The following is a 25,130-nucleotide window of genomic DNA, read 5'->3' as shown; positions in this document are numbered from 1 at the left end:
GCGGCCTCAGAGCGCCGAAGCGCCAATGCCACTTATAAGGAAGCCGCCCGATGAGCCCATCTATTGACGTCACCGCGTTGGCTGGCGCCTACGCCGACAAGTCGCCGCAAGACGTTCTTAAGCTCGCCTTCGATCTGTTCGGCGACGACCTGTGGATCTCCTTCAGCGGCGCCGAGGACGTGGTGCTGCTGGACATGGCCTGGAAGCTGAACAAGAACGTCAAGGTGTTCACCCTCGACACCGGCCGCCTGCATAGCGAAACCTATCGTTTCATCGAACAGGTCCGCGAGCACTACGGCATCGCCATCGAGATCATGACACCGGACCCCGCGCTGCTGCAGCCGCTGGTCAACGAAAAGGGCTTGTTCAGCTTCTACCGCGACGGCCACGGCGAGTGCTGCGGGATTCGCAAGATCGAGCCGCTGCGACGCAAGCTTGCCACCGTTCGCGCCTGGGCCACCGGCCAACGTCGCGACCAGAGCCCGGGCACTCGCAGCCAGGTTTCTGTACTGGAAGTGGATACCGCGTTCTCCACCCCGGACAACACCCTGTACAAGTTCAATCCGCTCGCGCAGATGACCAGCGAGGAAGTCTGGGGCTACATCCGCATGCTGGAAATCCCCTACAACAGCCTGCACGAGCGCGGCTTCATCAGCATCGGCTGCGAACCGTGCACCCGCCCGGTACTGCCGAACCAGAACGAACGCGAAGGTCGCTGGTGGTGGGAAGAAGCAACGCACAAGGAATGCGGTCTGCACGCCGGCAATCTCATCGCCAAGAACTGATTAGCGGTTACCGGCGCTCAGGCACGTTGACGATGTGCGTAGTTTTCCAAGAGCAGCAGGCTGGGCCTTCCGATCAAAGCACTTTGCCGACCTAGTAGGTCGGCAATTGCATTCCATCGAACAACTCGTCCAGCTCGGCCTTGTTACGGCACTGAATGGCCTTTTCCAGCATGCTACGGTCCAGATGCGGCGCAAACTGCTGGATGAAATCGCACATGAAGCCGCGCAGGAACGTGCCGCGCCGGAAGCCGATCTTGGTCACACTGGATTCGAACAGCTCGCTGGCATCCAGTACCACCAGGTCTGAGTCCAGCTTGGAATCCACAGCCATTCGCGCAACGATCCCCACACCCAGCCCAAGTCGCACATAGGTCTTGATCACGTCGGCATCGGCGGCGGTGAACACCACCTTTGGCGAAAGCCCACGGTGACCAAATGCTTCGTCGAGCTTGGAACGGCCTGTGAAGCCGAATACATAGGTCACGATCGGATGTTCGGCGAGCGCCTCAAGCGTGAGCTTTTCGAGCTTCGCCAAAGGATGCCCCTGAGGCACGATCACACACCGGTTCCAGCGATAGCAGGGCATCATCACCAGGTCGCCGAACAGCTCGAGACCTTCGGTGGCGATGGCGAAGTCGACGGTGCCGTCGGCAGCCATCTCGGCTATCTGCATGGGCGTCCCTTGATGCATATGCAGGGAAACGTCGGGGTATTGCTTGATGAAGCTGCTGATAACCTGAGGCAACGCGTAACGCGCCTGAGTGTGGGTAGTTGCGATACTCAGGGTTCCCTTCTTTTCGTTGGAAAACTCTTGAGCGATCTGCTTGATGCTTTCACATTTGCGCAGTATTTCGCCGGCCGTGGTGATGATGCGCTCCCCTGCAGGGGTCACACGGGTCAGGTGCTTGCCACTCCGAGCGAACACCTCGACGCCCAGCTCATCCTCTAGCAGGCGAATCTGTTTGCTGATCCCTGGCTGGGAGGTGAAAAGACTCTGGGCGGTCGCGGAAACGTTGAGGTCATGGTGCGCCACTTCCCAGATGTAACGCAGTTGTTGAAGCTTCATAGAAATCCCTCAAGGCAAAGGCACCACTGCGCCTGCCGCAACACTTATAACCTTATGAACGACGCGCCAACGGATGATAGATGTTCCGCCTGGCGTTTGCTGTGCGACCTTTGGTCTGACTCGCCGCGACTGCCGTTGAGCTTAGCAGCGCGGCGAAAACCGGGCCTGGCGTTTGCTCAGCCACCAGTGCGCTGCTCCAGAAAACGCAACAGGTGATACAACATCTCTGTTCTGGGCATCGAAACGCCAGCCTGCGCTGCGGCAGCGAGCGGTGCCGCATAGATCGCTTCAAGCTCCATCGGCCGGTTCTGAAAACGATCGTGATACATGCTGGGCAGGTAATCGGGCATACGCGCAGTGCCCATCAGCAGCTTTTCCGGAAAGTCCTCCGGCAGCGAACAGCCCAGTGCGTGCGCCGCCGTGCAGACCTCTTGCATGATCGCCTTGACCTGCGCGCGCGAGTGATCGCTACTGAGCAGTGACTCGGTGCCCGCGTCAAGCAACGCCGACAGCCCGTTGAACGGGACATTCCACACCAGCTTCATCCAGCGCGCCTGTGCCAGGCTGGGCATCGGCGACGAGTCCACGCCTGCCTGACGGAGCATCTCGACCATCGCGTTCAGCAGCGCAAGTTGAGCCTGCTCGTCGCCGCTGGCAGGTCCCGAGTGGTAACCGAGATTCACCCCGCCCAGTGCCTGATGCTCCACCACGCCGGGCGCCGAGCGATGGGCACAGATCGCACACAAGCCACCGAGCAGATGCACGGTGTCAGGGAGGAATGGCCTGATGGCATCTTCCACCCCCAAACCGTTCTGCAGCACCACGACCTTGCAATCAGGAGCGGCTAGCTGCGCGATGATCGGCGCGAGTGCTTCGTTGCTGGTGCTTTTGGCACCGACCAGCAACCAGTCGCACGCCGGCATCTTTGCCGCATCGCGGTAGACCTGCGGCCGCTCCAACTGCAGCGCTCCATGAACGGCACTGTTCACCTGTAAGCCGCGCTCGCGCACCGCGGCGTATTCGCTACGCAACAGAAAGTGCACATCGTAGCCGGCACGCGCCAGCATCAACCCGTAAAAACCGCCGATGGCACCAGTGCCGATGATGCCGATACGTGGACTCACTGCAGACATAAGCACTCCAGATCAGGGGACCGGCTGCGCTCGCCGCGCCAACCGGTAAAAGGTCGAACGATAGCAGTCCGGCACGCAACGTCCCAGCAACTAGCGTGGCAGCGTGAAGGGTACGCAAGCGGCAAGCCTCAATAGGCCATCAATCTCGTTGTCGAGTGCGGCCTTTAGCGATAAGGTTCCGTTTCCCCGCTGCGCCCTCAGGCTGTGTTCCGCCGCACCGGGATCGCTGGCGGACGGCTCCCGTGATTCCTGACGAGTAACAAATGGCTGATTTACCAATCGACGACCTTAACGTTGCCTCCAACGTGACCCTCATCACGCCAGAGCAACTGAAGCGTGAAATTCCGCTGACCGCCTCGGCACTGCAGACCGTCTCCCACGGGCGCCAGGTGGTACGCGACATTCTCGACGGCAAGGATCACCGCCTGTTCATAGTGATCGGCCCTTGCTCCATTCACGATCTGAAGGCCGCCCACGAGTACGCCGAGCGTCTCAAGGTGCTGGCAGAAAAGGTGTCCGACAGCCTCTTCCTCGTCATGCGGGTGTATTTCGAGAAGCCGCGCACCACGGTCGGCTGGAAAGGCCTGATCAACGATCCGTACATGGACGACTCGTTCAAGATCCAGGACGGCCTGCACATCGGCCGCAAGCTGCTTCTCGACCTCGCCGAGATGGGCCTGCCCACCGCGACCGAAGCGCTCGATCCGATTTCGCCGCAATACCTGCAGGACCTGATCAGCTGGTCAGCGATTGGCGCACGCACCACCGAATCCCAGACGCACCGCGAGATGGCCTCGGGCCTGTCCTCCGCTGTCGGCTTCAAGAACGGCACCGACGGCAGCCTGACCGTGGCAATCAACGCCCTGCAGTCGGTTTCCAGCCCGCACCGCTTCCTCGGCATCAACCAGTCCGGCGGCGTCTCCATCGTCACCACCAAGGGCAACAACTACGGGCATGTGGTCCTGCGCGGTGGCAACGGCAAGCCCAACTACGACTCGGTCAGCGTCGCGCTGTGCGAGCAGGATCTGAAGAAGGCGGGCATCCGCCCCAATGTGATGATCGACTGCAGCCACGCGAACTCCAACAAGGACCCTGCCCTGCAGCCGCTGGTAATGGACAACGTCTCCAATCAGATTCTGGAAGGCAACAACTCCATCGTTGGCCTGATGGTGGAAAGCCACCTTGGCTGGGGTAACCAGTCCATTCCGAAGGATCTGAGTGATCTCAAGTACGGCGTATCGATCACCGATGCCTGTATCGACTGGGAAACCACCGAGAAGGCGGTGATGAGCATGCACGACAAGCTAAAGGACGTACTGCCAAGACGGCAGCGCGACTGAAACGAAAAACGCCGGTCTCCCGGCGTTTTTTTATGGGGTCGGTTCCACCCTGCCCGAGGTCGGTCGATTGCGCTCGATGTAACGTTCGACATAGGAACACGACGGAATCACCTGGTACCCCTCGCGCTCGGCATATTCGAGCGCGTGCTGCGTCAGCACAGCAGCGATGCCTCGCCCACGCAGCGCATCCGGAACGAAGGTCCGGTACATGTCCAGCGTCTGCTTGCCCAGATCCATATAGGCCAGATAGGCACAATGACCGTCGATCACCGCCTCGAAGCGATGCCCCGCCAGGTCATGGTGAACACGCACCGTATCGCTCATTTTGACTCCTCAGCAGGATTGCCCTGTCTTCTTGTTCTCGATCACGCTGCGGTCCATGACGCAGAACTGGCAGCCGAAACATACACAGGTGTCTTTTCTACCTGTTTCGCATCCGTTCGAACAGCCTCAGCTGATCAATATTTGTGCGCGGCATTGAAGGAACTTTCGATCAAACAGAAGATCAGGCAACTATGAGTGCATGTATTCCCGGCGAACACTGGATGTTTTTTATCCAACTTTCGCAAAGGGGTGGTAAAGCAAAAGGCCATTTGAAAAAAAACCTGTGGCTCCGAGGCTCGCTCCGTTTACTTAAGCTAAGTTCTAGGTAGTATGTGCGCGCAAACTTTCCATAACGGAAGTTGCTTATGGATTTCCACCTTAAGGGGAACAAGATGAACAACGTTCTGAAATTCTCTGCTCTGGCTCTGGCCGCAGTTCTGGCTACCGGTTGCAGCAACAGCATGACCAAAGAAAGCGAAGCTCGCCTGACCGCGACCGAGGACGCCGCTGCCCGCGCCCAAGCTCGCGCTGACGAAGCGTACAGCAAGGCCGACGAAGCTCTGGCCGCCGCTCAGAAGGCTCAGCAGACCGCTGACGAAGCCAACGAGCGTGCTCTGCGTATGCTGGAACGCGCCAGCCGCAAGTAAGCTTGTAGAAATAAAAAAAGCCGACCTTTGAGGTCGGCTTTTTTATGCACTTAGATCAGCAGTCAAAACAACTGTTCTTCCTGAGCAGCCACTTCCGTCCGTTGCTCGGCAATCTGGATCGGCAGGCCGTCCTCGCCAGCGATGATTTCGCGGACCATTTCCCAGTCTAGATGCAGCTTGCCCGCGGCATCGTCGCGCTTGAGTAGCGTATTGATCACGACCGCATGCTTATCCATCAAGGTGAGCGTTTGCTGATCACCCTCTTCCAGCGGCGCATGGGCTTCGAGATACACCTTGCCCTCACTCACGCCGAATTTGTATGGCTCGTCGACGATGCGTACCGGGGTACCCACCTTCACCATCTTCGCCAGCTCCAGCACATTATGGTTGAGCATGCGGAAGCAGCCATGACTGACGCGCATACCGATCCCGAACTTCTTGTTCGAGCCATGGATAAGGTAGCCGGGCAGCGAAAGCGTCATCTTGAACGGCCCCAGCGGGTTATCCGGTCCGGGTGGAACGACTGTCGGTAACGGGTCGCCATCTGCAGCGTGCTCGTCACGGATGGATTGCGGTGGGTACCAGGCGGGGTTGCTGGTCATTGCCGAAATCCGCGTATTACCAACCGGCGAGCCCCAACCCTCGCGACCGATTCCGAGGGGGAAGGTGTGCACAACGTTCTGGCCTTCCGGGTAGTAATAAAGGCGGTACTCGGCAATGTTGATCACCACGCCTTCACGCGGACCCGGCGGCAGAATGAAACGGGTCGGCAGGATGATGTCCGTGCCCTCGCCTGGCAACCAGGGATCGACACCCGGATTGGCCGCCACCAGCTCCAGATAGCCAAGGTCATGGGTTTCACCAATGGCGGCGAAGGTGTCTTCGTACTTGGCCTTGATGACCTGAATCTGACCGACTATGTCGTCGCCTTCCGGCGGCAGCGGCAGCTCAAGCGCCGCGCTGGAGCCTGCTGAAAGCAAAGCAGCGAGTGACAAACAGGAGGCGACTGCAAACGCGCGCGAGAGCATTCAGAAAATCCTTGAGAACTTGGATGATGGAAATGGTGCGATTGTACGTGAACCGGGCGAAACGTGAGCTACCAGGCAGCGGTGGCGGACGGAAGGCCCTTGCGCCGCGCCTCAAGCAACTGCCTGCAGTTCGGACACAGCTGTCGGTCCTTTAGCGTGGCGCGCTCGAGCTCCCTCCAGCGAGGCTGCGCAGGCAGCAGACCGCCACACAGGGTACGGTCCGCATTGCCGCTCAGCTCAAGCTGGCGCAACGCCAGGTGCAGTCGATTCTCGCGGCAGGCGAACATGTCGTACTGTTCGTCCGGCACGATGATCCGATAAGCGTAAAGGGTCCTGGCTGAGCGCGACATCTGAGGCTCCAATCGAGGGCGCGACAGTAGCTGCGCGCACGCCTCAAAGCAAGGGCTCGAGCACCGGCCAGACGGTATCCAGCAGCTGGGTCTGGGCCTCTGCGGTGGGGTGAATGCCATCGGCTTGCATCATCCCCGCGACGCCACCAACCCCCTCCAGCAGAAACGGCACATAAGCCACCGGTTTCTCCGCTGCCAGCGAGTCGAAAGCGTCAGCGAACGCGCGGGTGTAACGCTGCCCGAGATTGGGCGGCATGCGCATTCCAAGCAACAGGACCTCTGCACCCGCCTCGCGGCTGCGATCGATCATCTCGGCAAGATTCTGTTTCAATTGCGCTGGCGACTGCCCACGCAGACCGTCGTTGCCTCCCAGCTCGAGAATCACCACCTCGGGAGCATACTCCTCGAGCAACGGACCAAGCCGCGCGAGCCCGCCAGACGTGGTGTCGCCACTGATCGAAGCGTTCACCACGCGCCACGAATCATCCGCCCCGACCAGGCGTTCCTGCAGCAGATGCACCCACCCCTGGCTGGTTTCCAGCCCGAAAGCCGCGCTGATACTATCGCCGACCACCAGTACGGTTCCGGCCAGGGCTCCCTGAGTCCAGCACAGCAGCGCCAGAGCCCCGCATTTCAGCCACTTTCGCATCGGATCCCCTCATGAGCGGCAACATTCTCGACGCCCGGAACCTTAACAAAGTGGTACCCAGCGCGGAAGGCGAGCTGAGCATCCTGGCCGACCTCTCGCTGCAGCTGGCCAAGGGCGACAGCCTCGCCATCGTCGGCACCTCCGGCTCGGGAAAGTCGACCCTGCTCGGTCTGCTCGCCGGGCTTGATCTGCCGAGCTCCGGGGAAGTGCACCTGGCGGGCCACGCGCTGGCCGCGCTCGATGAGGATCAGCGCGCTCGCGTACGCGCCGAACACGTCGGCTTTGTCTTCCAGTCGTTCCAGTTGCTGGACAGCCTGAACGCGCTGGAGAACGTCATGCTGCCCCTTGAGCTGGATGGCCGTCGCGATGCCCGCGAGCGCGCCACCGAACTGCTTGGCCGCGTCGGCCTCGGCGAGCGCCTGCACCACTATCCGCGTCAGCTTTCGGGTGGCGAGCAACAGCGGGTTGCGCTGGCCCGTGCCTTCGCCGCCGAGCCCGACGTACTGTTTGCCGATGAGCCCACCGGCAACCTCGACACGCATACCGGCGCGCACATCACCGAGCTGCTTTTCGAACTCAATCGCGAGCGTGGCACCACGCTTGTGCTGGTGACCCATGACGAGCGCCTGGCCAAGCGTTGCCATCGCATGATTCGCCTCGAGGGCGGTCGGCAGATTGCTGCCGAGGCGGCTGAATGATGCGCATGCCCAAGGCCCGCCTGTTCGCCCTGGCCTACCGGCAGTTATTGCGTGACGCTCGCGCCGGTGAGTTGCGCGTGCTGTTCTTCGCGCTGGTCATCGCCGTGGCCGCCAGCACCGCGATCGGTTATTTCGGCGCACGCCTGAACGGCGCCATGCTGCTACGCGCCAGCGAATTCCTCGGTGCTGACCTGGTGTTGAGCGGCAGCGCGCCGGCAGCGCCAGCGCAGATCGAAGCGGGCACGGCGCAAGGCCTCGCGCATGCCCAGGTCGTCGAGTTCTCCAGCGTCATCGCGACCGATGAGGATCTGCAGCTTGCCAGCGTCAAGGCCGCCAGCAACGGTTATCCGTTGCGGGGCACCCTGCGCAGCGCTGCGCAGCCCTATGAAACCGAGCAGCCCGGCGGCGCTCCTGCCCCCGGCGAAGCCTGGGCCGAGGCGCGGCTGTTTGCAGCACTTGATCTGGAGATAGGCGACAGCATCGAGGTCGGCAACAAGCCGCTGCGCCTAACCCGCGTGCTGACCTACGAGCCGGACCGGGTTGGCGATTTCTACAGCCTGACGCCTCGGGTGCTGATGCACATGGAGGACCTGGCCGCGACCGGTGTCGTGCAACCCGGCAGCCGCGTCCGTTATCGCGAGCTGTGGCGAGGTGAAAGCGCGGCATTGGCGGCCTATCAGCAGTCACTGCAAAGCGATCTGCAGGCGCACCAACGCATCGAAACGGCCAACGACAGCAATCGCCAGATCGGCGGTGCCCTTAGTCGCGCCGAACGCTATCTGAACCTGGCCAGCCTTGCCGCCATCCTGCTGGCCGGGGTGGCGGTCGCGCTCTCCGCCGCCCGCTTCGCTGCGCGCCGCTTCGATGCCAGTGCACTGTTGCGCTGCCTGGGCCTGTCGCGTCACGACGCCCTGCTGCTCTACGCCCTGCAACTGGGCATGCTCGGCCTGCTGGCGAGCATCGCCGGTGCGCTGCTCGGCTGGGCCGCGCAGCACGGACTGTTCTTTTTGCTGCGCGATCTGCTCGCCCAAGAAATACCACCTGGCGGCATCTGGCCGGCCGCGGCAGGCATCGCAACCGGGCTGGTGGCCCTGGCAGGCTTTGCCCTACCGCCGCTGGCGGGGCTGGGGCGCGTGCCTCCGCTGCGCGTGCTGCGCCGCGACATGCTGCCGGTACCACCTAGTGCGTGGCTGGTCTATGGGACCGCGATTTTCGCCCTCGGGCTGATCATGTGGCGGCTGAGCCTGGATCTGAAGATCACGCTGGCACTGCTCGGCGGCGGCCTGCTCGCTACGCTGCTGCTTGGCGGTCTGCTTCTTATGGGGCTCAAGGCCATGCGCCGCCTGCTTGCCGGTGCGTCGCTGAGCTGGCGCCTGGGCCTCGGCCAGTTGCTGCGCCATCCACTGGCTGCCGCCGGACAGGCCCTTGCCTTCGGCCTGATCCTGCTGGCCATGGCGCTTATCGCGCTGCTGCGAGGTGAGCTGCTCGATACCTGGCAGGACCAGCTGCCGGACAACGCACCGAATCATTTCGTGCTCAATGTACTGCCAGCGGAAAAGGATGCCTTTGCCGAGCGCATCGCGGCCATCTCGGACCATACCGCGCCACTGTATCCGGTCGTGCCAGGACGCCTGATCGCGATCAACGGCGAGCCGGTGCGCCAGCTGGTCAGCAAGGAATCCCAGGGTGAGCGCGCGATCCGCCGCGACCTGAGCCTGACCTGGGCCGCCGAACTACCGAAGGACAATCACATCGTCGCGGGCAACTGGTGGGGCGATCAGGGCGCCGCGGACATTCCCGGGGTATCCGTCGAGGCGGAACTTGCGCAAAGCCTGCAATTGAAGGTCGGTGATCGACTGTCCTTCACCATCGGCGGGCTGACCCGCGAGGCCAGCGTCACCAGCCTGCGCGAGGTCAACTGGGACAGCTTCCAGCCCAACTTCTACATGATCTTCGAACCGGACACTCTCCAGGGCATGCCGGCCACCTACATGACCAGCTTCCACCTGCCACCTGGCAAGGAACGCGAACTGGTGGAGCTGGCCCGCGCGTTTCCTTCGGTCACCCTGCTGCAGGTCGAGGCGCTGCTGGCTCAATTGCGCAGCATCCTTGCGCAGGTATCACTGGCGGTGGAATACGTACTGCTGTTCGTCCTGGCCGCCGGACTGGCGGTTCTGTTCGCCGGGCTGCAAGCGACGCTGGACGAGCGCATTCGTCAGGGCGCGTTGCTCAGGGCGCTCGGTGCAGAGCGAGGCTTGCTGCTTCGTGCGCGCCGAGCCGAGTTCGGCCTGTTGGGCGCCGCCAGCGGTCTGCTCGCCGCACTCGGCTGCGAGCTGGTCAGCGCTCTGCTCTATCACTACGCATTCGATCTGCGCTGGCAGCCGCACCCATGGCTGCTGGTACTGCCGTTGATAGGTGCTTTGCTGGTCGGTGGCGCCGGTCTGATCGGTACTCGACGCGCGCTGAATGCGAGCCCGCTGACCGTACTGCGCGAGAGTTGAAGCGCTACAATCGGCGACTTTTCAGCGAGGACGCAAATCCATGAGTCGCTATCGCCCACCGCGCCCGGCCGGCACGCCCCTGATCACCCCAGAAGGCGAAGCTCGGCTGCGTGCCGAGCTGCACGAACTCTGGCACGTCAAGCGTCCGCAGGTGACTCAATCGGTGAGCGAGGCGGCGGCACAAGGTGATCGTTCGGAGAACGCGGAATACACCTACGGCAAGAAAATGCTGCGAGAGATCGACAGCCGCGTGCGGTTTCTGACCAAGCGTCTGGAAAAGCTCAAGGTCGTAGGCGACCGGCCCAGCGACCCGAACAAGGTGTATTTCGGCGCCTGGGTGACCCTGGAGGACGAGGATGGTGAGGAAGCGCGCTACCGAATCGTCGGTCCTGACGAACTGGACCTGCGCCAGGGCCTGATCAGCATCGATTCGCCCCTGGCGCGGGCGCTGGTGGGCAAAGGTCTGGATGCCGAAGTCCAGGTGCAAACCCCGACCGGGATGAAGCTCTGGTACGTGGTCGCTGTCGAGTATCAGTGACCGGCAGGTCAATATCGGACGAACCGGTCATCATCTTCGGCGATTGTGCTGACATCTAAAAGCGATTGGCGGCTAAAAAGCAAAATCATCACTTTCTTACCCAGGTGCCGTTTCGCTCGGTAACAATGACCGCACGCCGCACAGATATCACAGCAATATCACCTCCCGTCGTAATTGCCCGACTAGAGCGGACGCGCTCCCGCTCGGTGCTTATGGCACGAATGCTGCGCTCTTCAGCACGCAGTACGCGCCATGCGCGGTGAACGGCAATGGACTGCCCACAGCCCGATTCACATTCGAAGAGTGCGTCCATGAACAAGAACAAAACCTTGCTCGCTCTCTGTCTCGGTAGCGCCATGGCGCTTGCCGGTCAGGCTCATGCTGCTACTGGCAGCGGCTACACCGCTACGAAGTACCCGATCGTGCTCGCCCACGGCATGCTCGGCTTCGACAGTCTGCTGGGCATAGATTACTGGTACGGCATCCCCAGCGCGCTGCGCCGCGACGGTGCGCAGGTCTACGTCACCGAAGTCAGTCAGCTCAATACGTCCGAATTGCGCGGTGAGGAGCTGCTTGCGCAGGTGGAGGAAATCGTCGCCATCAGCGGCAAGCCAAAGGTCAACCTGGTTGGCCACAGCCACGGCGGCCCGACCGTGCGCTATGTAGCCGGTGTCCGGCCGGACCTGATCGCCTCGGTAACCAGCGTGGGCGCACCTCACAAGGGTTCGGACGTCGCCGATCTGATCCGCAAGATCCCCGAGGGCTCCTCTGGTGAGGCGATCATCGCCGGACTGGTGAACGCCATGGGCAGCTTCATCAATTTCGCTTCCGGCAGCTCAAGCACGGCCCCGCAGGACTCTCTCGGCTCGCTGGAGTCGCTCAACAGCGAAGGCGCCGCCCGCTTCAACGCCAAATTCCCGCAAGGCATTCCCACCACCGCTTGCGGCGAGGGCGCCTACAAGGTCAATGGCGTGCGCTACTACTCCTGGAGCGGCACCAGCCCGCTGACCAACCCACTGGATATCAGCGACGCCATGATGGGTGCCGGAGCCCTGGCATTCAGCGGGCCCAACGATGGACTGGTCGGGCGCTGCAGCTCGCACCTGGGCATGGTGATCCGCGATAACTACCGGATGAACCACCTGGACGAGGTCAATCAGTTCATGGGGCTGACCAGCCTGTTCGAGACCGATCCGGTCAGTGTCTATCGCCAACACGCGAACCGCCTGAAGAGCGCGGGCCTTTGACGCGCGACTCTTCGTGAACCAGGCTGGGATCGTCGATCCCGGCCGCTATCACCGAGCACCCCATGAGCAAATACATAATTCTTCTGGTGCTGGCCGTGGCGCTAAGCCTGACCATCATGCAGAGCCGATCGACACCAGGCCCGGCTGCAGTGGCCGAATTGCCATCGGCCACCTCACCCGCCACGGCTGCCCCAACACCACCCCGGCAGCCGCTGAAAACCCAACCGGCACCGCAAGGCACGCCGCAGTTGCCGACATCGTTCAAGGGCACCCAGGTCGATGGCCAGTTCCGTCTGGATGAAGCCGGCAACCTGCTAATCGGCGCCGAACTTCGGCATCTGTTCGATTACTTTCTCGCCGCAGCCGGAGAGGAGCCGTTGAAGAACAGTATCGAACGCTTGCGCCGATACATCGTCGCCCAGCTGCCAGAGCCGGCCCAGAGCCAAGCATCAGCAGTGCTCACGCAATATCTCAACTACAAGCGCCAACTGCTTGATCTGGAAGCGACTTATTCGCGAACCACGGACATTTCAGCGCTACGCCAGCGCTTGAGTGCCGTGCAGGAGTTGCGCGCACGCGTGCTGGAGCCGGCTGTTCACCAGGCGTTCTTCGCCCTGGACGAGGCCTATGATCGCTTCAGCCTGGAGCGCCTGGCCATTCAAGCCGATTCAGCACTGGACAGCGAAGCCAAAGGCCAAGCCATCGACCAGCTGCGCGCCGGATTGCCCGGCGACCTGCGAGAGTTGCTCGTGCCGCAGCTGCAAAGCGAACTGCGAGAGCAGACTGTCGCCTTGCAGGCTCAGGGCGCCGATGCGCAGCAGATCCGCCAGCTGCGCCAGCAGTTGGTGGGCAGCAAGGCTGCCGCCCGACTCGAAGCGCTGGATCGACAGCGCGCGCAGTGGCAGCAACGGGTCGCAGTCTATCGACAGGAACGTCAGCGTATCGAAGCCACTCGCGGCCTGGACGATGTCGAGCGTCGCAGCGCTATCGAGCGGCTGGAGGCCGAGCAGTTTGACGAGGGCGAACGCCTGCGGCTTGTCGCTGCCTTTCAGCAGCAGGAAGTGGCTGAGCGCTGAGAGCGGTCAGTTGGCCGCGGTCTTGCGGTCGGCCTCGAGCAGATAGCGCTCGCGCTGGTAGGCCAGGTAGTACTTGTTGACGCTGTTGACGTATGCCACTACGCCCATGCCAACAGTTTCCATGGCGATACGCTCGACCTGGAAGAACCACTGATCCGGGTTCAGACCGCGCCTACGGGCTTCGGCGCGCATGCTCTGCACCCGCTGCGGGCCGAGGTTGTAGGCGGCGAGAATGAACGCCATGCGCTCACGCTCGTTCAGTCGCGGGCTGGCGAAAAAGTTACGACGGATGTTCGCCAGATACTTCGCACTGGCCTGCACGTTGTTGTCCAACTGGTGGATGTTGCTGACACCCATCGCACGAGCCGTGGCCGGCGTCACCTGCATCAACCCAGTGGCACCGCCGGCGCCCCGCGCCGCAGGGTTCAGGGTGGACTCCTTGAACGCCAGGGCGGCGAGGTTCAGCCAGTCCAGCTCGATCTGTTCGGCATAGCGCTGCAGGGTCGGACGAACCTTTTCCAGACGCTGGCGGCCCACTCGGTCGAGCGGGTACTGGACCTTGTACAGACGCCGGTAGACGCGCTCGAAGGCGGCATCCTGGTTGTCTGGCAGGTCGAAATCCTTGAGAAAGCGATCAGCACTGGCGCGCAACATGCTGGCGTCGTTCCGCACGAACCAGTGCATGCTGGCCTTGTCGCCAAGGCTCAGGTGCTGCGCGATGCGCAGTTTCGGCATGACCTTGGCCCAGCGCTCGGCGATGGTCTGCTCGACCACGGTCGCCGGATAGACGCCGGCCTGCACCATCTCCAGCACATCCTCGACGGCCAACGTGGGGTCGACCCACTCGGCAACGATCGGCGCCAGCTTGCGCTCCATCAGTTGCTTGTTCAGCCGCGCCAGCGCCGGCCCTGCGGCGCTGCCAGGTGGCAACGCAAGGCTGCGCCCGGATAGCTGGTCCAGACGCTGATAGCGTGGACCGCCCTGGCAGCTGACCAGCACCAATGACACGTCGCTGACTACCGGCCGGCTGCGGCTGATGCCTTTCATGCCCGCCAGCGGCAGTAATTCGCCGGGCGCTACCAGATCCCCCTCGCCGCGCTGCAGCGCGCCAAGCAACTGATCCTTGGCTTTGGGAATGATCTTCAGGGTAATCGGCCGCGCGGATGCAGCATTGCGATTCAGGTACTGCTCGAAGGCCCGCAGCCGCGCGTACTCGACGCCAATCGCTTCGCCTTTCACCTCTCCGGAGCTGTTCCGGCTCTGATTGACCAGCACGCGCAGTACGCCACTACGGCGAATTTCGGCGAGATCACGTACCTTGTCGTTCGCTTGCCACGCCTCGGGGCCCGCCACGCGCGCAGTCGCCATCGTTGGCATCAGGGCCAGCAGCAGGCAGAACATGAGTGGCAGCAATCGTGGCATCGGGATGCACCGGTCTGAAGACGCAGAGAACGCTGGTGCGGTGCTCCCTGCCCGCAAAAGGTGGCAAAGGTTCTCACAGGTTGGCTTATTCCGCCAGTTTTTCCTCCAAACTGGTTTAGCTATAACTCCTATATTATTGATTTAGTTAGTTTTTAATCTCGAGGCATCCATGCAGCTTATCGACATCGGCGTCAATCTGAGCCACCCGACATTCGCCTCCAGCGCATCTGCGGTCGTCGAGCGCGCCAGAGCGGCCGGCGTCGTGCAGATGGTACTTACCGGCACCAGCCTCGAAGAAAGCGAAGCTGCTCTCAAGCTCTGCCGCCAACTGGACGAGTCCCGCCTGCACCTGTTCAGTACCGCGGGTGTGCATCCGCATGATGCGAGCCACTGGACGACTGACAGCGCCAGCCAGTTGCGCGGCCTTCTCGCCGAGCCCGAAGTGCGCGCAGTCGGCGAATGCGGCCTGGACTTCAATCGCGATTTTTCACCGCGACCGCTACAGGAGCGCGCGCTGGAGGAACAGTTGCAACTCGCCGTCGAACTGCAGTTGCCGGTCTTTCTGCACGAACGCGACGCCAGCGACCGGTTGCTAGCGATCCTGCGACCGTTTCGGGACCACCTCCCTGCGGCGGTGGTGCACTGTTTCACCGGTGAAAAACAGGCGCTGTACGGCTATCTCGACCTGGACCTGCATGTCGGCATCACCGGCTGGATATGCGACGAACGCCGCGGTACCCATCTGCATCCCCTGGTGAAGGACATCCCTACAGGTCGTCTGATGCTCGAGAGCGACGCGCCGTATCTGCTGCCACGCACCCTGCGACCGAAGCCTAAGAGCGGCCAGAACGAACCGGCCTACCTTACGGAAGTACTGCGCGAAGTCGCGCTCCATCGCGGCGAGAGCGAAGCGTCGCTGGCGGCGCACACCACGCGCTGCGCGCGCGCGTTCTTCGGCCTGCCGGACCTCGACTGAGTCACAGAAATTTCTCAAGCTCTGCCTTAGGCGGCCGTTAAATGTTCAGCCGCAGTGCAAGCAAGCGTTCCGCTACGCGCGCGCAACCTCCTATAGAAGAAGAGCAGTCATGGCCGTTTGGATTCGCGATCTGTCGCTCAAGTACAAGTTCTGGGCACTGAACATGGTGACCTTCGTCATCGCGTTGCTGCTGGTGCTTTACGCCGTACAACTGGAGCAAAGCGCCCGTAGCGCCGACGCCGTCGCTGCAGCGCAGGCGCGTGCGTCACTGCTGGCGAGTTGGCCGGCCGATGCTGCGCTGCCGCAGGGTGCGGACCTGATCGCGTTCCAGGCAGATCAGCGCGCCGCGGTCGAGGGTCAGGCTATCGCCGAAAGCGGCTGGACCACCCTCACCCACGACCGACTGCTCTCCAGCAATCCCGTGGTCGGCGCCCACCTGATCTCCGCGACGAATGGTCAGAAGCTGGCGGTACTGGCCCGCGCGCCCAGCGCTGTTCAGGTACTGAGCCAGCACTTTTTCAGCTACGCCGTGGCGGTCGCGGTGCTGATGCTCGGCCTGCTCGGCGCTTCGCAACTGCTCATCCGCTTTCTGCTCAGCCACCTCAACACGCTCAAGGACGTCATGCTGCACGTGGAGCGCAGTGGCGACCTGCAGGCACGGGTTCCGCTGGACAGCCGTGACGAAGTCGGCCAGATGGCCAGCGCATTCAACGCCATGCAGGGCGGCTATCAACGCGTGGTCAGCACCGTCGCCCAGGCTGCCGCGCGTCTCGACGAGGGCGCCAGCCGGCTCGCCACGAGCATGAACGACGTGCACAAGGGCATGCGCGGTCAGCAGGGCGAAACCGACCAGGCAGCCACGGCCATCAACGAAATGAGCGCCACGGTGCACCAGATCGCCGAGCATGCACGCGAAACTCGCGATCAATCACAGAACGCCGACCGCCTTGCGGGCGATGGCCACCGGGTCGTCGGCCGTGTGGAGAAGTCCATCTCCAGCCTATCCCAGGGCGTGCAGCAGACCGGCGAGATGATCGAGCAGCTCGCCGCGGACAGCCAGAAGATCAACGGCGTGGTCAACGTGATCCACAGCATCGCCGAACAGACCAACCTGCTAGCGCTCAACGCGGCCATCGAAGCAGCCCGGGCCGGTGAACAGGGCCGCGGATTCGCCGTGGTTGCCGATGAGGTTCGCAACCTGGCCAAGCGTGTGCAAAGTTCCACCGATGAGATCACCCAGATGATCTCCGGCCTGCAGTCGATGACCCGCGACGCCGTGGAGTTCATGCAGGAAAGCTCACTCAAGGCCGACGACTGCGTGCGTGAAGCCCATGACGCAGCGCAGGCGCTGGAGGCCATCGCCGATGCGGTCGCGCAGATGCGTGAAAGCAACACGCAGATCGCCGTGGCGGCCGAACAGCAAAGCCAGGTAGCCGAGGAGCTCAATCGCTCGGTCACCGGCATCCGCGACGTCACGGAACGCACCGTGGAGCAGACCGTAAGCTCGGCCAGCACCAGTGCCGAGCTGGCCGCGCTGTCCACCGATCTGAGCCGTGCCATCGGCCAGCTCAAGCTCTAGCTTCCTGCCAATGCGGCGTTGCGCTCGTGCAACGCCCTCCGCGCTCGAAAAGCATGCACTGCCTCGAGCGCAGCCCCAAAACAGGGCATCCCCCTATTGCCACCCTTCCCCACGACGCCTGCAGCGCGCGTTTTTTGTGCATTGGCATCGCTCTTGCTTTGTATCCTTTGCGAAGAAAGCTGCTGCACCTGCGAAGACAATTTGAAATAGCTGACTAGGGTTCCGACTCGTTGACGCGAGTGGCTGGTCCGAGAGTTGGCGACCTCCAGCGAGGTTACACGGCGGGATAAAAGCCCGGGAGACAGCGTGATTGCACGCAGCTCCTGCGCTATTCCCAACACTGGAGGGTTTGCCATGTGCCCGCTCGAAACGGCTTTGCCGTTCTCCGCTCTGCCTTGTGCCAGGGCCTCTGCCGCACCCGAACTTCACAGTATTCCACCTGTTGCCGCGGCCGTTGCACGGGGCATCTGCCTATGCGTCTGATCAACCGCACTCCCGGACGTAGCGGCTGGTTGGCACTGGCAATTCTGCCCTTCGCCCTGCTGCTGGCGCTGTACCTGACCAACTCGGCCCAGCGCCTGGAACTGAACCCCAACGACAAGTTGCTGCCCAGCTTCGGCCAGATGAGCGCAGCCGTCGAACGCCTCGCTTTCACCCCCGACAAACGCTCTGGCGACTATCTGTTCTGGCAGGACACCGCCTCCAGCCTCAAGCGCCTCGGCACCGGTCTTGCCATCGCGGCAGTGGCCGGCCTGTGCCTGGGTATCGTTGCCGGCACCCTGCCGCTGTTCAGCGCGCCGCTCTCGCCGTTGCTCACGGTGCTGTCGATGGTGCCACCGCTGGCGATCCTGCCGATCCTGTTCATCGTCTTCGGCCTGGGTGAACTGTCCAAGGTGATGCTGATCGTCATCGGTATCACGCCGATCCTGGCTCGTGACCTTGAACACCGAGCACGAGAAATCCCCCGCGAGCTGCTGATCAAGGCGCAAACCTTGGGCGCCAACACCTGGACCCTGATCCTGCGCCTGGTCCTGCCGCAGCTGATGCCGCGCCTGCTGATCAGCCTGCGCCTGGTGCTCGGTTCGGCCTGGCTGTTCCTCATCGCCGCCGAGGCCATCGCCTCCACCGATGGCCTGGGCTACCGCATCTTTCTCGTGCGTCGCTACATGGCGATGGACGTGATCCTGCCCTATGTCGCCTGGATCACTCTGCTGGCCTGGGCCATGGACTACCTGCTGCGGCGCCTGACCCAGCTGCTGTTCCCCTGGTATGAAGGAGCCAAGGCATGAGCGAGAACAACGCCAAGGCACCCGTTGCCGCACAGTCGAGCCAATGCACAAAGCAACCAGGGCCTCGCGCGGGCGGCGACCCCAGCTCCTTCATTCAGGTGAAGAACGTCTGGCAGCAGTACGGCGATCAGATCGTGCTGGAGCGCCTGAACCTGAACATTGCCGAAGGCGAATTCTGCACCCTGGTCGGCGCCTCTGGCTGCGGCAAGTCGACCTTCCTGCGCCTGCTGCTCGGCCAGGAAACGCCCAGCCGCGGCGAGATCCTGCTCGACGGGCGGCCGCTGGCCAACGAGCCGGATGCCAGCCGCGGCGTGGTCTTTCAGCGCTATTCGGTATTCCCGCACCTGTCGGTGCAGGACAACGTCGCCCTCGGCCTGGAACTGCCGCGCGCCCCGCTGCTCGGCCGTCTGCTCGGTCGCCACAAACGCGATGCCCGCGAGCAGGCCGCGCAGATGCTGCACAAGGTTGGCCTCGGCCATGCGCTGGACAAGTACCCGGCGCAGCTCTCCGGCGGCATGCAACAGCGGCTGGCCATCGCCCAGGCGCTGATCATGAAGCCCCGGGTGCTGTTGCTGGACGAACCCTTCGGCGCGCTCGACCCCGGTATCCGCAAGGACATGCATGCGCTGCTGCTGGAGCTGTGGCGGGAGACCCGACTGACGGTGTTCATGGTCACCCATGACCTGTCGGAAGGCTTCACCCTCGGCAGCCGCATCCTGGTCTTCGACAAGCCGCGCATCGACCCCCACGCCCCGGGCGCCTATGGCGCACGAGTGACCTACGACATTCCCTTGCACGAGGGCCGCCACGCGCCCGGCGCGGCCGCTGGCCTGCCGGCCACCCTCAGCGAGAAATTCCGAACTGCCTACCAAGGAGCCTGACATGAGCGCTTCACTCGCGATCCGCCCCACGCTGTACGAGGAAACCGTTCCCGGCGGCGGCCACACCTCCTTCGTCCTCAAGCGTGGCCAGCTGCTGCGCCTGACCGATCTGGAAGGCGGCGCCAACGTCAGCTTGATGCTGCTCAACGCCCAGGAGAAGAGCGAGCGGCTGAACCTGCCCGACACCCTCAAGTGCCAGCACACCGCCAAGCTCACCGCCGGTCATTGCCTCTACTCGGACATGGGCCGCGTACTCGCAGCCATCACCGCCGACACCTGCGGCTGGCACGACAGCTTTGGCGGCGTGCTGAACGCCGATGAAGTCGCCGAGAAATACGGCCAGGGCCGGTATCAGGAACTGCGCAACGGCTTCTTCCGCAACGGCACCGACAACCTGCTGGTGGAGATGGGCAAGTGGAACCTCAACCTGCAGGACCTGCTCATGGTGCTCAATCTGTTCAGCCGGGTGGACGTCACCGCCGACGGCACCTTTGCCTTCCACAGCGGCAATTCCAAAGCGGGCGACTACATCGAGTTGTACGCGCCAATGGACACCCTGGTGATCCTCACCGCCTTGCAGCATCCGCTGGACCCCAATCCGCTGTACGCACCCAAACCGGTGCAGCTGAGCTGGCACAAGGTCCAGAGCGATGGCATCAGCGTGCTCTGCCGCACTTCGCGTCCGGAGAACGGCCGCGGCTTCCACAACACCGAAAGACTCTACATCTGAGGAGGTTGCCGACATGACCATCGTAGAAAGCAGCCTGCACCCCGAAACCGCCAGCTTCCGCCACCTGATCCCGGCCGGCGAGCCGTACCTGTTCGAAGTGAAGGCCGGACAGACCCTGCGCTTGCTGGATGTCGACGGCAATCAAGCCATCGACACGTTGTTCTTCAGCGCGAAGAACCCGCGCGAACGCTTCGACCCGCAGCGCACCCTGCGCCGGCAGAACAAGGTCTATCTCAGCGCCGGCACGGTGTTGTATTCCAACCTCGGCAACCCCTTGCTGACCATCGTCGCCGACACCTGCGGTCGCCACGACACCCTCGGCGGCGCCTGCGCCCAGGAGAGCAACGTGGTGCGCTACGCCCTGGACAAGCGCTACATGCACAGCTGTCGCGACAATTTTCTGCGCGCCAGCCTGCACGACGGCCGTCTGGAGAAGCGCGACATCGGCGCCAACATCAACTTTTTCATGAACGTGCCGGTGACGCCCGAGGGCGGCCTGACCTTCGAGGACGGCCTTTCCGCACCGGGCAAGTACGTGGAGCTCAAGGCCGAGCAGGACGTGATCGTGCTGATCTCCAACTGCCCGCAACTGAACAACCCCTGCAACGGCTGGAACCCGACGCCCGCCGAGGTGCTGGTGTGGAACTGATGCCGCTGTTGCGTCGCTACCTGCTGCCGCTGCTGCAGGCACGCGCCGGGCAAAGGCCCGAGCTGCCGACAGCGAAGCAACCCTCCCCAACCACGGACGGCCGTGGCGCAGATGAATAAAGGCGGGACGGCCCGCCAGCCCTTCGAGGCTTACTGAACATGTTCGACAAACTTCTGATCGCCAACCGCGGCGCCATTGCCTGCCGCATCCTGCGTACGCTGCGCGCCCTGGATGTGAAAGGCGTGGCCGTCTACTCCGAGGCCGACGCCGCCAGCCTGCATATCCAGCAAGCCGACGAGGCCCACAGTCTGGGCGAAGGCCCGGCAGCGCAGACCTATCTGGTGGTGGAGAAGATTCTCCGCATCGCCCGGGAAACCGGCGCGAAAGCGATTCACCCCGGCTACGGATTTCTTTCGGAGAACGCAGCCTTTGCCGACGCCTGCGAGGCGGCCGGGATCGCCTTCGTCGGCCCGACGCCGGAACAGCTGCGGGTGTTTGGCCTGAAGCACACCGCCCGCGCCTTGGCCAAGCGGCAGGGCGTGCCGATGCTGGAAGGCACCGAGCTGCTCGACAGCCTCGCCGATGCCCTCGGCGCAGCCGAGCAGGTCGGCTACCCGGTGATGCTGAAAAGCACCGCCGGCGGTGGCGGTATCGGCATGCGTGTGTGCCGCTCGGCCGAGGAGCTGAGCGAAGCGTTCGAAGCGGTCAAGCGCCTTGGGCAGAACAACTTCAGCGACTCGGGCGTGTTCATCGAGAAATACATCGAGCGTGCCCGCCACCTGGAAGTGCAGGTGTTCGGTGACGGCGCCGGCGAAGTCATCGCTCTCGGCGTGCGCGACTGCTCGGTGCAGCGACGCAACCAGAAGGTGCTGGAGGAAACCCCGGCGCCAAACCTGCCGACCGGCATGGCTGAGGCGCTGTGCGAGGCGGCGATCAGGCTGGCAAAAGCGGTGAACTATCGCAGCGCCGGCACCGTGGAGTTCGTCTACGACGCCGAGGCCGAGCAGTTCTATTTTCTCGAAGTAAACACCCGCCTGCAGGTCGAGCACGGCGTCACCGAGCAGGTCTGGGGCGTCGATCTGGTGCGCTGGATGATTGAGCTGGCCGCTGGCGATCTGCCGCCGCTGGCGGAGCTGGCCAAGACGCTGAAGCCCAGCGGACATTCGATCCAGGCGCGCGTCTATGCCGAAGACCCGGGCCGGGATTTCCAGCCGAGTCCCGGCTTGCTCACCGCCGCGAGCTTCCCGGAAGCCGACGGCAAGGCCCTGCGCGTTGACACCTGGGTCGAGGCTGGCTGCGAGATCCCGCCATATTTCGACCCGATGATCGCCAAGGTCATCATCTGGGCGCCGAGCCGCGAAGAGGCCCGCGTCGCGCTGGACGCTGCTCTGGGCGACACCCTGCTCTACGGCGTGGAAACCAACCGCGATTACCTGCGCCAAATCCTTGCCTTTACCCCTTTCGCCAGCGGCAACCCCTGGACCCGCTGCCTGGAGGGTCTCAGCTACAAGGCCGATACCTTCGAGGTTATTAGCGCCGGCACCCAGACCACCGTGCAGGACTTCCCCGGCCGCCTCGGCTACTGGGCGGTAGGCGTGCCGCCGTCCGGCCCGATGGACAGCCGCGCCCTGCGTCTGGGCAATGCCCTGCTCGGCAACGCCGAAGACGCCGCCGGGCTGGAAATCACCATGAGCGGGCCGATCCTGCGCTTCAACACCGACGCGGTGGTGGCGGTGACCGGCGCGGAAATACCGTTGAAGCTGGATGACGTGCCGCAGCCGATGAGCACTGCGCTGTTCATCCCGGCCGGCAGCACCCTGACGATCGGCACCATTGCCGGCGCCGGTGCGCGGTCGTATCTGTGCGTGCGCGGCGGTCTGCAGGTGCCGGAGTATCTGGGCAGCAAGAGCACCTTTACCCTCGGCCAGTTCGGCGGCCACGGCGGCCGCGCCCTGCGTGCCGGCGACGTGCTGCATCTGGCACCGCTGACCGACTCGTCTGCCGGCGCCACACTGCCCGCCGAGCTGCGCAGCGCCCTGTCGGCGGTGCGCGAAATTCGCGTGATCTACGGCCCCCACGGTGCGCCGGAATACTTAACCGAAGGCTATATCGAGCGCTTCTTCGCCACCGACTGGGAAGTGCACTTCAACTCCAGCCGCACCGGCGTGCGCCTGATCGGGCCCAAGCCCGAATGGGTGCGCGAGAGCGGCGGCGAAGCCGGTTTGCATCCATCCAATATCCACGACAACCCCTACGCCATCGGCGCGGTGGACTTCACCGGCGACATGCCGGTGATCCTCGGCCCCGACGGCCCGAGCCTGGGGGGGTTTGTCTGTCCGGTGACCATTATCGAAGCCGACCTGTGGCAGCTCGGGCAGCTTAAGGCAGGGGATAAAGTGCGCTTTGTCCCGGTGGATATCGCCACAGCGCGGGAGCTGGCAAGAGCCCGGCGCGAAGAGTGCGTGCTTGTCTCCCCTCTCCCTCCGGGAGAGGGGCCGGGGCGGTCCGCAATCGGGGTGAGGGCTGTTTCAACCGACAGCAAAAGCGCCTCACCCCAGCCCTCTCCCGGAGGGAAAGGGGGCATTTACGCGCAGTCTGCGGAATATGCGCTCACCTCCCCCATCGTCCTCGACCTCGGCCAGGACGACAGCCGTCTGGTCGCCCGACTCTCCGGCGACACCCATCTGCTGCTGGAGATCGGCGCACCGGAACTGGACCTGGTGCTGCGCTTCCGCGGCCATGCGCTGATGCAGGCGCTGGAAGCCAAGGGACTCGACGGCGTCATCGACCTCACACCCGGCATCCGTTCGCTGCAGGTCCACTACCAGCCGGAAACCCTGCCGCTGGCCGTGCTGCTGGAGACCGTCGCCGGGCTGTGGGACGCAGTGTGCGCCGCGCAGGATCTCAAAGTCCCCTCGCGCATCGTTCACCTGCCGCTGTCCTGGGACGACCCGGCTTGCCAGCTGGCGATCGAGAAGTACATGACCACAGTGCGCAAGGATGCGCCCTGGTGCCCGAGCAACCTGGAATTCATCCGCCGCATCAACGACCTGCCGAACCTCGACGAGGTGTACCGCACGGTGTTCGAGGCCAGCTATCTGGTGATGGGCCTGGGCGACGTCTACCTCGGCGCGCCGGTGGCCACCCCGCTGGACCCGCGCCACCGGCTGGTCACCACCAAGTACAACCCGGCGCGCACCTGGACCGCCGAGAACTCGGTGGGCATTGGCGGCGCCTACATGTGCGTCTACGGCATGGAAGGCCCGGGCGGTTACCAGTTCGTCGGTCGCACTCTGCAGATGTGGAACCGCTACCGCGCGCTCGAGGCGTTCGGCGGCCAGCCCTGGCTGCTGCGTTTTTTCGACCAGATCCGTTTCTACCCGGTCAGCGCCGAGGAGCTGCTGAAGATTCGCCGCGATTTTCCGCTGGGCCGCTACCCGCTGAAGATCGAGGAGACCGAGCTGTGCCTCTCCGACTACCAGGATTTCTTGGTCAAGGAAGCCGAAGGCATCGAGGCCTTCCGCAGCCAGCAGCGCACGGCCTTCGACGCCGAGCGCCAGCGCTGGATCGAATCGGGGCTGGCGCATTTCGAGAGCGAGGAAGTAGCGGCCGATCTCGGTGAAGACACCCCACTTGGCGCCGGTGAGCACGGCATCGAAAGCCATATCGCCGGCAATCTCTGGCAGGTGTCGGTGGCCGAGGGCGCGCGCGTGGCTGCCGGCGACGTGCTGGTGATCCTTGAGAGCATGAAGATGGAAATTCCGCTCATCGCTCCGGTCGCCGGGGTGGTGAAGGACATCCGTGTGCAACCCGGCTCTCCGGTGCGCGCCGGCCAACGGGTGGTGGTGATCGAGGAGGTTTGAGAGCTGTGGTCTTTGCCGACCATTTCCCCCTCACCCTAGCCCTCTCCCTCAGGGAGAGGGGACCGGTTCGGCGCGGGCTCGCAGGTCTGGACATCGACGCAGCTCGCGCATTGCCATGAGCCGCGTAACGAACTCTCAGCGCCTGCGATACGAAAGCAACGCCGGACCAAAAGACCATCAGCAACACCGAATCAACCCCCTCGCCCGTTGGGAAGAGGACTGGGGTGAGGGGAAAGAGGCCCAACCAAGTTCCTCCGCCACGACATACCAAAGGCTCCGCACTGACAGCACTAAAGCAACGCCAGACACAAAGACCGCCAGCAACACCGGATCAACCCCCTCGCCCCTGGGGGAGAGGA

At 63.3% G+C, this 25,130-nt stretch carries 22 protein-coding genes and 1 riboswitch; of the genes, 15 read left to right on the top strand and 7 right to left on the bottom strand.

The genetic code is table 11. From position 1 onward, the window contains the following. Nucleotides 1–50 precede the first annotated feature (50 nt). On the top strand, nt 51–785 hold the full coding sequence (locus CW305_RS08135) for a phosphoadenylyl-sulfate reductase (RefSeq protein ID WP_104097606.1): 735 nt from the start codon (nt 51–53) through the stop codon (nt 783–785). Nucleotides 786–876: 91 nt separating this feature from the next. Here the strand turns inward: CW305_RS08135 and cysB are convergent, their stop codons facing one another. Both cysB and CW305_RS08125 read right to left on the bottom strand, forming a co-directional pair. Then, on the bottom strand, nt 877–1,851 hold the full coding sequence (gene cysB, locus CW305_RS08130) for an HTH-type transcriptional regulator CysB (RefSeq protein ID WP_104097605.1): 975 nt from the start codon (nt 1,849–1,851) through the stop codon (nt 877–879). A gap of 176 nt (nt 1,852–2,027) precedes the next feature. Next, entirely contained in the window at nt 2,028–2,984 is a 957-nt protein-coding gene (locus CW305_RS08125; protein ID WP_104097604.1) for a putative 2-dehydropantoate 2-reductase, read from the bottom strand. Between the two features lie 263 nt (nt 2,985–3,247). On the opposite strand from CW305_RS08125, the gene CW305_RS08120 reads away from it, so the two are divergent. Beyond that, nucleotides 3,248–4,324 (top strand): 3-deoxy-7-phosphoheptulonate synthase, encoded by a 1,077-nt coding sequence (locus tag CW305_RS08120; RefSeq protein ID WP_104097603.1) that lies wholly within the window; start codon nt 3,248–3,250, stop codon nt 4,322–4,324. A gap of 30 nt (nt 4,325–4,354) precedes the next feature. Here CW305_RS08120 and CW305_RS08115 read toward each other — a convergent pair whose 3' ends face one another. Continuing rightward, nucleotides 4,355–4,648, bottom strand: coding sequence for a GNAT family N-acetyltransferase (locus CW305_RS08115; protein ID WP_046619398.1), 294 nt, complete (start codon nt 4,646–4,648; stop codon nt 4,355–4,357). 392 nt (nt 4,649–5,040) lie between these two features. Here CW305_RS08115 and CW305_RS08110 point away from each other — a divergent pair, with 392 nt between their 5' ends. Beyond that, nucleotides 5,041–5,295, top strand: a complete 255-nt coding sequence (locus tag CW305_RS08110) for an Lpp/OprI family alanine-zipper lipoprotein (RefSeq protein ID WP_003294452.1) — start codon at nt 5,041–5,043, stop codon at nt 5,293–5,295. A 62-nt stretch (nt 5,296–5,357) separates the two neighbouring features. Here CW305_RS08110 and CW305_RS08105 read toward each other — a convergent pair whose 3' ends face one another. From CW305_RS08105 to CW305_RS08095, 3 genes are all read right to left on the bottom strand, one after another. Continuing rightward, a complete protein-coding gene (locus CW305_RS08105) occupies nt 5,358–6,323 on the bottom strand; it encodes a L,D-transpeptidase family protein (protein WP_045666525.1) in 966 nt (321 codons plus the stop codon). Nucleotides 6,324–6,391: 68 nt separating this feature from the next. Next, entirely contained in the window at nt 6,392–6,673 is a 282-nt protein-coding gene (locus tag CW305_RS08100; protein ID WP_041013972.1) for a hypothetical protein, read from the bottom strand. Between the two features lie 43 nt (nt 6,674–6,716). Then, the gene (locus CW305_RS08095; protein WP_014820330.1) at nt 6,717–7,322 is read right to left on the bottom strand and encodes an arylesterase; all 606 of its coding nucleotides are present in this window, start codon (nt 7,320–7,322) and stop codon (nt 6,717–6,719) included. A gap of 11 nt (nt 7,323–7,333) precedes the next feature. Here CW305_RS08095 and CW305_RS08090 point away from each other — a divergent pair, with 11 nt between their 5' ends. The 5 genes from CW305_RS08090 (at nt 7,334) to CW305_RS08070 (ending at nt 13,382) form a co-directional block, all read left to right on the top strand. Beyond that, nucleotides 7,334–8,020 (top strand): ABC transporter ATP-binding protein, encoded by a 687-nt coding sequence (locus tag CW305_RS08090; protein WP_003300121.1) that lies wholly within the window; start codon nt 7,334–7,336, stop codon nt 8,018–8,020. Further along, nucleotides 8,017–10,521 (top strand): ABC transporter permease, encoded by a 2,505-nt coding sequence (locus CW305_RS08085; protein ID WP_104097602.1) that lies wholly within the window; start codon nt 8,017–8,019, stop codon nt 10,519–10,521. The genes CW305_RS08090 and CW305_RS08085 overlap by 4 nt, the downstream gene beginning before the upstream one ends. Nucleotides 10,522–10,561: 40 nt before the next feature. Next, nucleotides 10,562–11,059: a transcription elongation factor GreB gene (greB, locus tag CW305_RS08080; protein ID WP_104097601.1), complete on the top strand. Its 498-nt coding sequence runs from the start codon at nt 10,562–10,564 to the stop codon at nt 11,057–11,059. Between the two features lie 311 nt (nt 11,060–11,370). Next, nucleotides 11,371–12,306, top strand: coding sequence for a triacylglycerol lipase (locus CW305_RS08075; protein ID WP_104097600.1), 936 nt, complete (start codon nt 11,371–11,373; stop codon nt 12,304–12,306). Nucleotides 12,307–12,368: 62 nt separating this feature from the next. Beyond that, nucleotides 12,369–13,382, top strand: coding sequence for a lipase secretion chaperone (locus CW305_RS08070; RefSeq protein WP_104097599.1), 1,014 nt, complete (start codon nt 12,369–12,371; stop codon nt 13,380–13,382). Between the two features lie 6 nt (nt 13,383–13,388). On the opposite strand, the gene CW305_RS08065 is transcribed toward CW305_RS08070, so the two are convergent. Then, nucleotides 13,389–14,804, bottom strand: a complete 1,416-nt coding sequence (locus CW305_RS08065; RefSeq protein WP_104097598.1) for an MltF family protein — start codon at nt 14,802–14,804, stop codon at nt 13,389–13,391. 169 nt (nt 14,805–14,973) lie between these two features. Between CW305_RS08065 and CW305_RS08060 the strand changes: the two genes are divergently transcribed. From CW305_RS08060 to uca, 7 genes are all read left to right on the top strand, one after another. Further along, nucleotides 14,974–15,780 carry a TatD family hydrolase gene (locus CW305_RS08060; protein ID WP_014820336.1) on the top strand — a complete coding sequence of 269 codons (807 nt, stop codon included), beginning with the start codon at nt 14,974–14,976 and terminating at the stop codon, nt 15,778–15,780. Between the two features lie 109 nt (nt 15,781–15,889). Then, on the top strand, nt 15,890–17,359 hold the full coding sequence (locus CW305_RS08055; RefSeq protein ID WP_104097597.1) for a methyl-accepting chemotaxis protein: 1,470 nt from the start codon (nt 15,890–15,892) through the stop codon (nt 17,357–17,359). Between the two features lie 203 nt (nt 17,360–17,562). Further along, a riboswitch (guanidine-I (ykkC/yxkD leader) is annotated at nt 17,563–17,662 on the top strand. A 170-nt stretch (nt 17,663–17,832) separates the two neighbouring features. Next, on the top strand, nt 17,833–18,648 hold the full coding sequence (locus tag CW305_RS08050) for an ABC transporter permease (RefSeq protein ID WP_104097596.1): 816 nt from the start codon (nt 17,833–17,835) through the stop codon (nt 18,646–18,648). Continuing rightward, a complete protein-coding gene (locus tag CW305_RS08045) occupies nt 18,645–19,529 on the top strand; it encodes an ABC transporter ATP-binding protein (RefSeq protein ID WP_245890975.1) in 885 nt (294 codons plus the stop codon). Before CW305_RS08050 ends, CW305_RS08045 begins: the two co-directional genes overlap by 4 nt. Before the next feature lies 1 nt (nt 19,530). Next, entirely contained in the window at nt 19,531–20,259 is a 729-nt protein-coding gene (locus CW305_RS08040; protein ID WP_101275686.1) for an urea amidolyase associated protein UAAP1, read from the top strand. Between the two features lie 13 nt (nt 20,260–20,272). Then, nucleotides 20,273–20,908: an urea amidolyase associated protein UAAP2 gene (locus CW305_RS08035; RefSeq protein WP_104097595.1), complete on the top strand. Its 636-nt coding sequence runs from the start codon at nt 20,273–20,275 to the stop codon at nt 20,906–20,908. A gap of 158 nt (nt 20,909–21,066) precedes the next feature. Next, the gene (gene uca / locus CW305_RS08030) at nt 21,067–24,771 is read left to right on the top strand and encodes an urea carboxylase (RefSeq protein WP_104097594.1); all 3,705 of its coding nucleotides are present in this window, start codon (nt 21,067–21,069) and stop codon (nt 24,769–24,771) included. The last annotated feature ends 359 nt before the right edge of the window (nt 24,772–25,130 follow it).

This window comes from Stutzerimonas kunmingensis, assembly GCF_002929225.1.
Lineage (GTDB): Bacteria > Pseudomonadota > Gammaproteobacteria > Pseudomonadales > Pseudomonadaceae > Stutzerimonas.
This window is presented reverse-complemented; position numbering and strand designations above follow the sequence as displayed.

Excerpts from the sequence above, each read along its gene's own strand:
- CW305_RS08105 (WP_045666525.1), bottom strand. The coding sequence starts at position 6,323 with ATGCTCTCGCGCGCGTTTGCAGTCGCCTCCTGTTTGTCACTCGCTGCT.
- CW305_RS08115 (WP_046619398.1), bottom strand. The coding sequence starts at position 4,648 with ATGAGCGATACGGTGCGTGTTCACCATGACCTGGCGGGGCATCGCTTC.
- CW305_RS08040 (WP_101275686.1), top strand. The coding sequence starts at position 19,531 with ATGAGCGCTTCACTCGCGATCCGCCCCACGCTGTACGAGGAAACCGTT.
- CW305_RS08090 (WP_003300121.1), top strand. The coding sequence starts at position 7,334 with ATGAGCGGCAACATTCTCGACGCCCGGAACCTTAACAAAGTGGTACCC.
- CW305_RS08050 (WP_104097596.1), top strand. The coding sequence starts at position 17,833 with ATGCGTCTGATCAACCGCACTCCCGGACGTAGCGGCTGGTTGGCACTG.
- CW305_RS08095 (WP_014820330.1), bottom strand. The coding sequence starts at position 7,322 with ATGCGAAAGTGGCTGAAATGCGGGGCTCTGGCGCTGCTGTGCTGGACT.
- CW305_RS08070 (WP_104097599.1), top strand. The coding sequence starts at position 12,369 with ATGAGCAAATACATAATTCTTCTGGTGCTGGCCGTGGCGCTAAGCCTG.
- CW305_RS08055 (WP_104097597.1), top strand. The coding sequence starts at position 15,890 with ATGGCCGTTTGGATTCGCGATCTGTCGCTCAAGTACAAGTTCTGGGCA.
- CW305_RS08085 (WP_104097602.1), top strand. The coding sequence starts at position 8,017 with ATGATGCGCATGCCCAAGGCCCGCCTGTTCGCCCTGGCCTACCGGCAG.
- CW305_RS08100 (WP_041013972.1), bottom strand. The coding sequence starts at position 6,673 with ATGTCGCGCTCAGCCAGGACCCTTTACGCTTATCGGATCATCGTGCCG.
- CW305_RS08060 (WP_014820336.1), top strand. The coding sequence starts at position 14,974 with ATGCAGCTTATCGACATCGGCGTCAATCTGAGCCACCCGACATTCGCC.
- CW305_RS08125 (WP_104097604.1), bottom strand. The coding sequence starts at position 2,984 with ATGTCTGCAGTGAGTCCACGTATCGGCATCATCGGCACTGGTGCCATC.
- CW305_RS08135 (WP_104097606.1), top strand. The coding sequence starts at position 51 with ATGAGCCCATCTATTGACGTCACCGCGTTGGCTGGCGCCTACGCCGAC.
- CW305_RS08065 (WP_104097598.1), bottom strand. The coding sequence starts at position 14,804 with ATGCCACGATTGCTGCCACTCATGTTCTGCCTGCTGCTGGCCCTGATG.
- CW305_RS08035 (WP_104097595.1), top strand. The coding sequence starts at position 20,273 with ATGACCATCGTAGAAAGCAGCCTGCACCCCGAAACCGCCAGCTTCCGC.
- CW305_RS08120 (WP_104097603.1), top strand. The coding sequence starts at position 3,248 with ATGGCTGATTTACCAATCGACGACCTTAACGTTGCCTCCAACGTGACC.
- uca (WP_104097594.1), top strand. The coding sequence starts at position 21,067 with ATGTTCGACAAACTTCTGATCGCCAACCGCGGCGCCATTGCCTGCCGC.
- greB (WP_104097601.1), top strand. The coding sequence starts at position 10,562 with ATGAGTCGCTATCGCCCACCGCGCCCGGCCGGCACGCCCCTGATCACC.
- CW305_RS08045 (WP_245890975.1), top strand. The coding sequence starts at position 18,645 with ATGAGCGAGAACAACGCCAAGGCACCCGTTGCCGCACAGTCGAGCCAA.
- CW305_RS08110 (WP_003294452.1), top strand. The coding sequence starts at position 5,041 with ATGAACAACGTTCTGAAATTCTCTGCTCTGGCTCTGGCCGCAGTTCTG.
- CW305_RS08075 (WP_104097600.1), top strand. The coding sequence starts at position 11,371 with ATGAACAAGAACAAAACCTTGCTCGCTCTCTGTCTCGGTAGCGCCATG.
- cysB (WP_104097605.1), bottom strand. The coding sequence starts at position 1,851 with ATGAAGCTTCAACAACTGCGTTACATCTGGGAAGTGGCGCACCATGAC.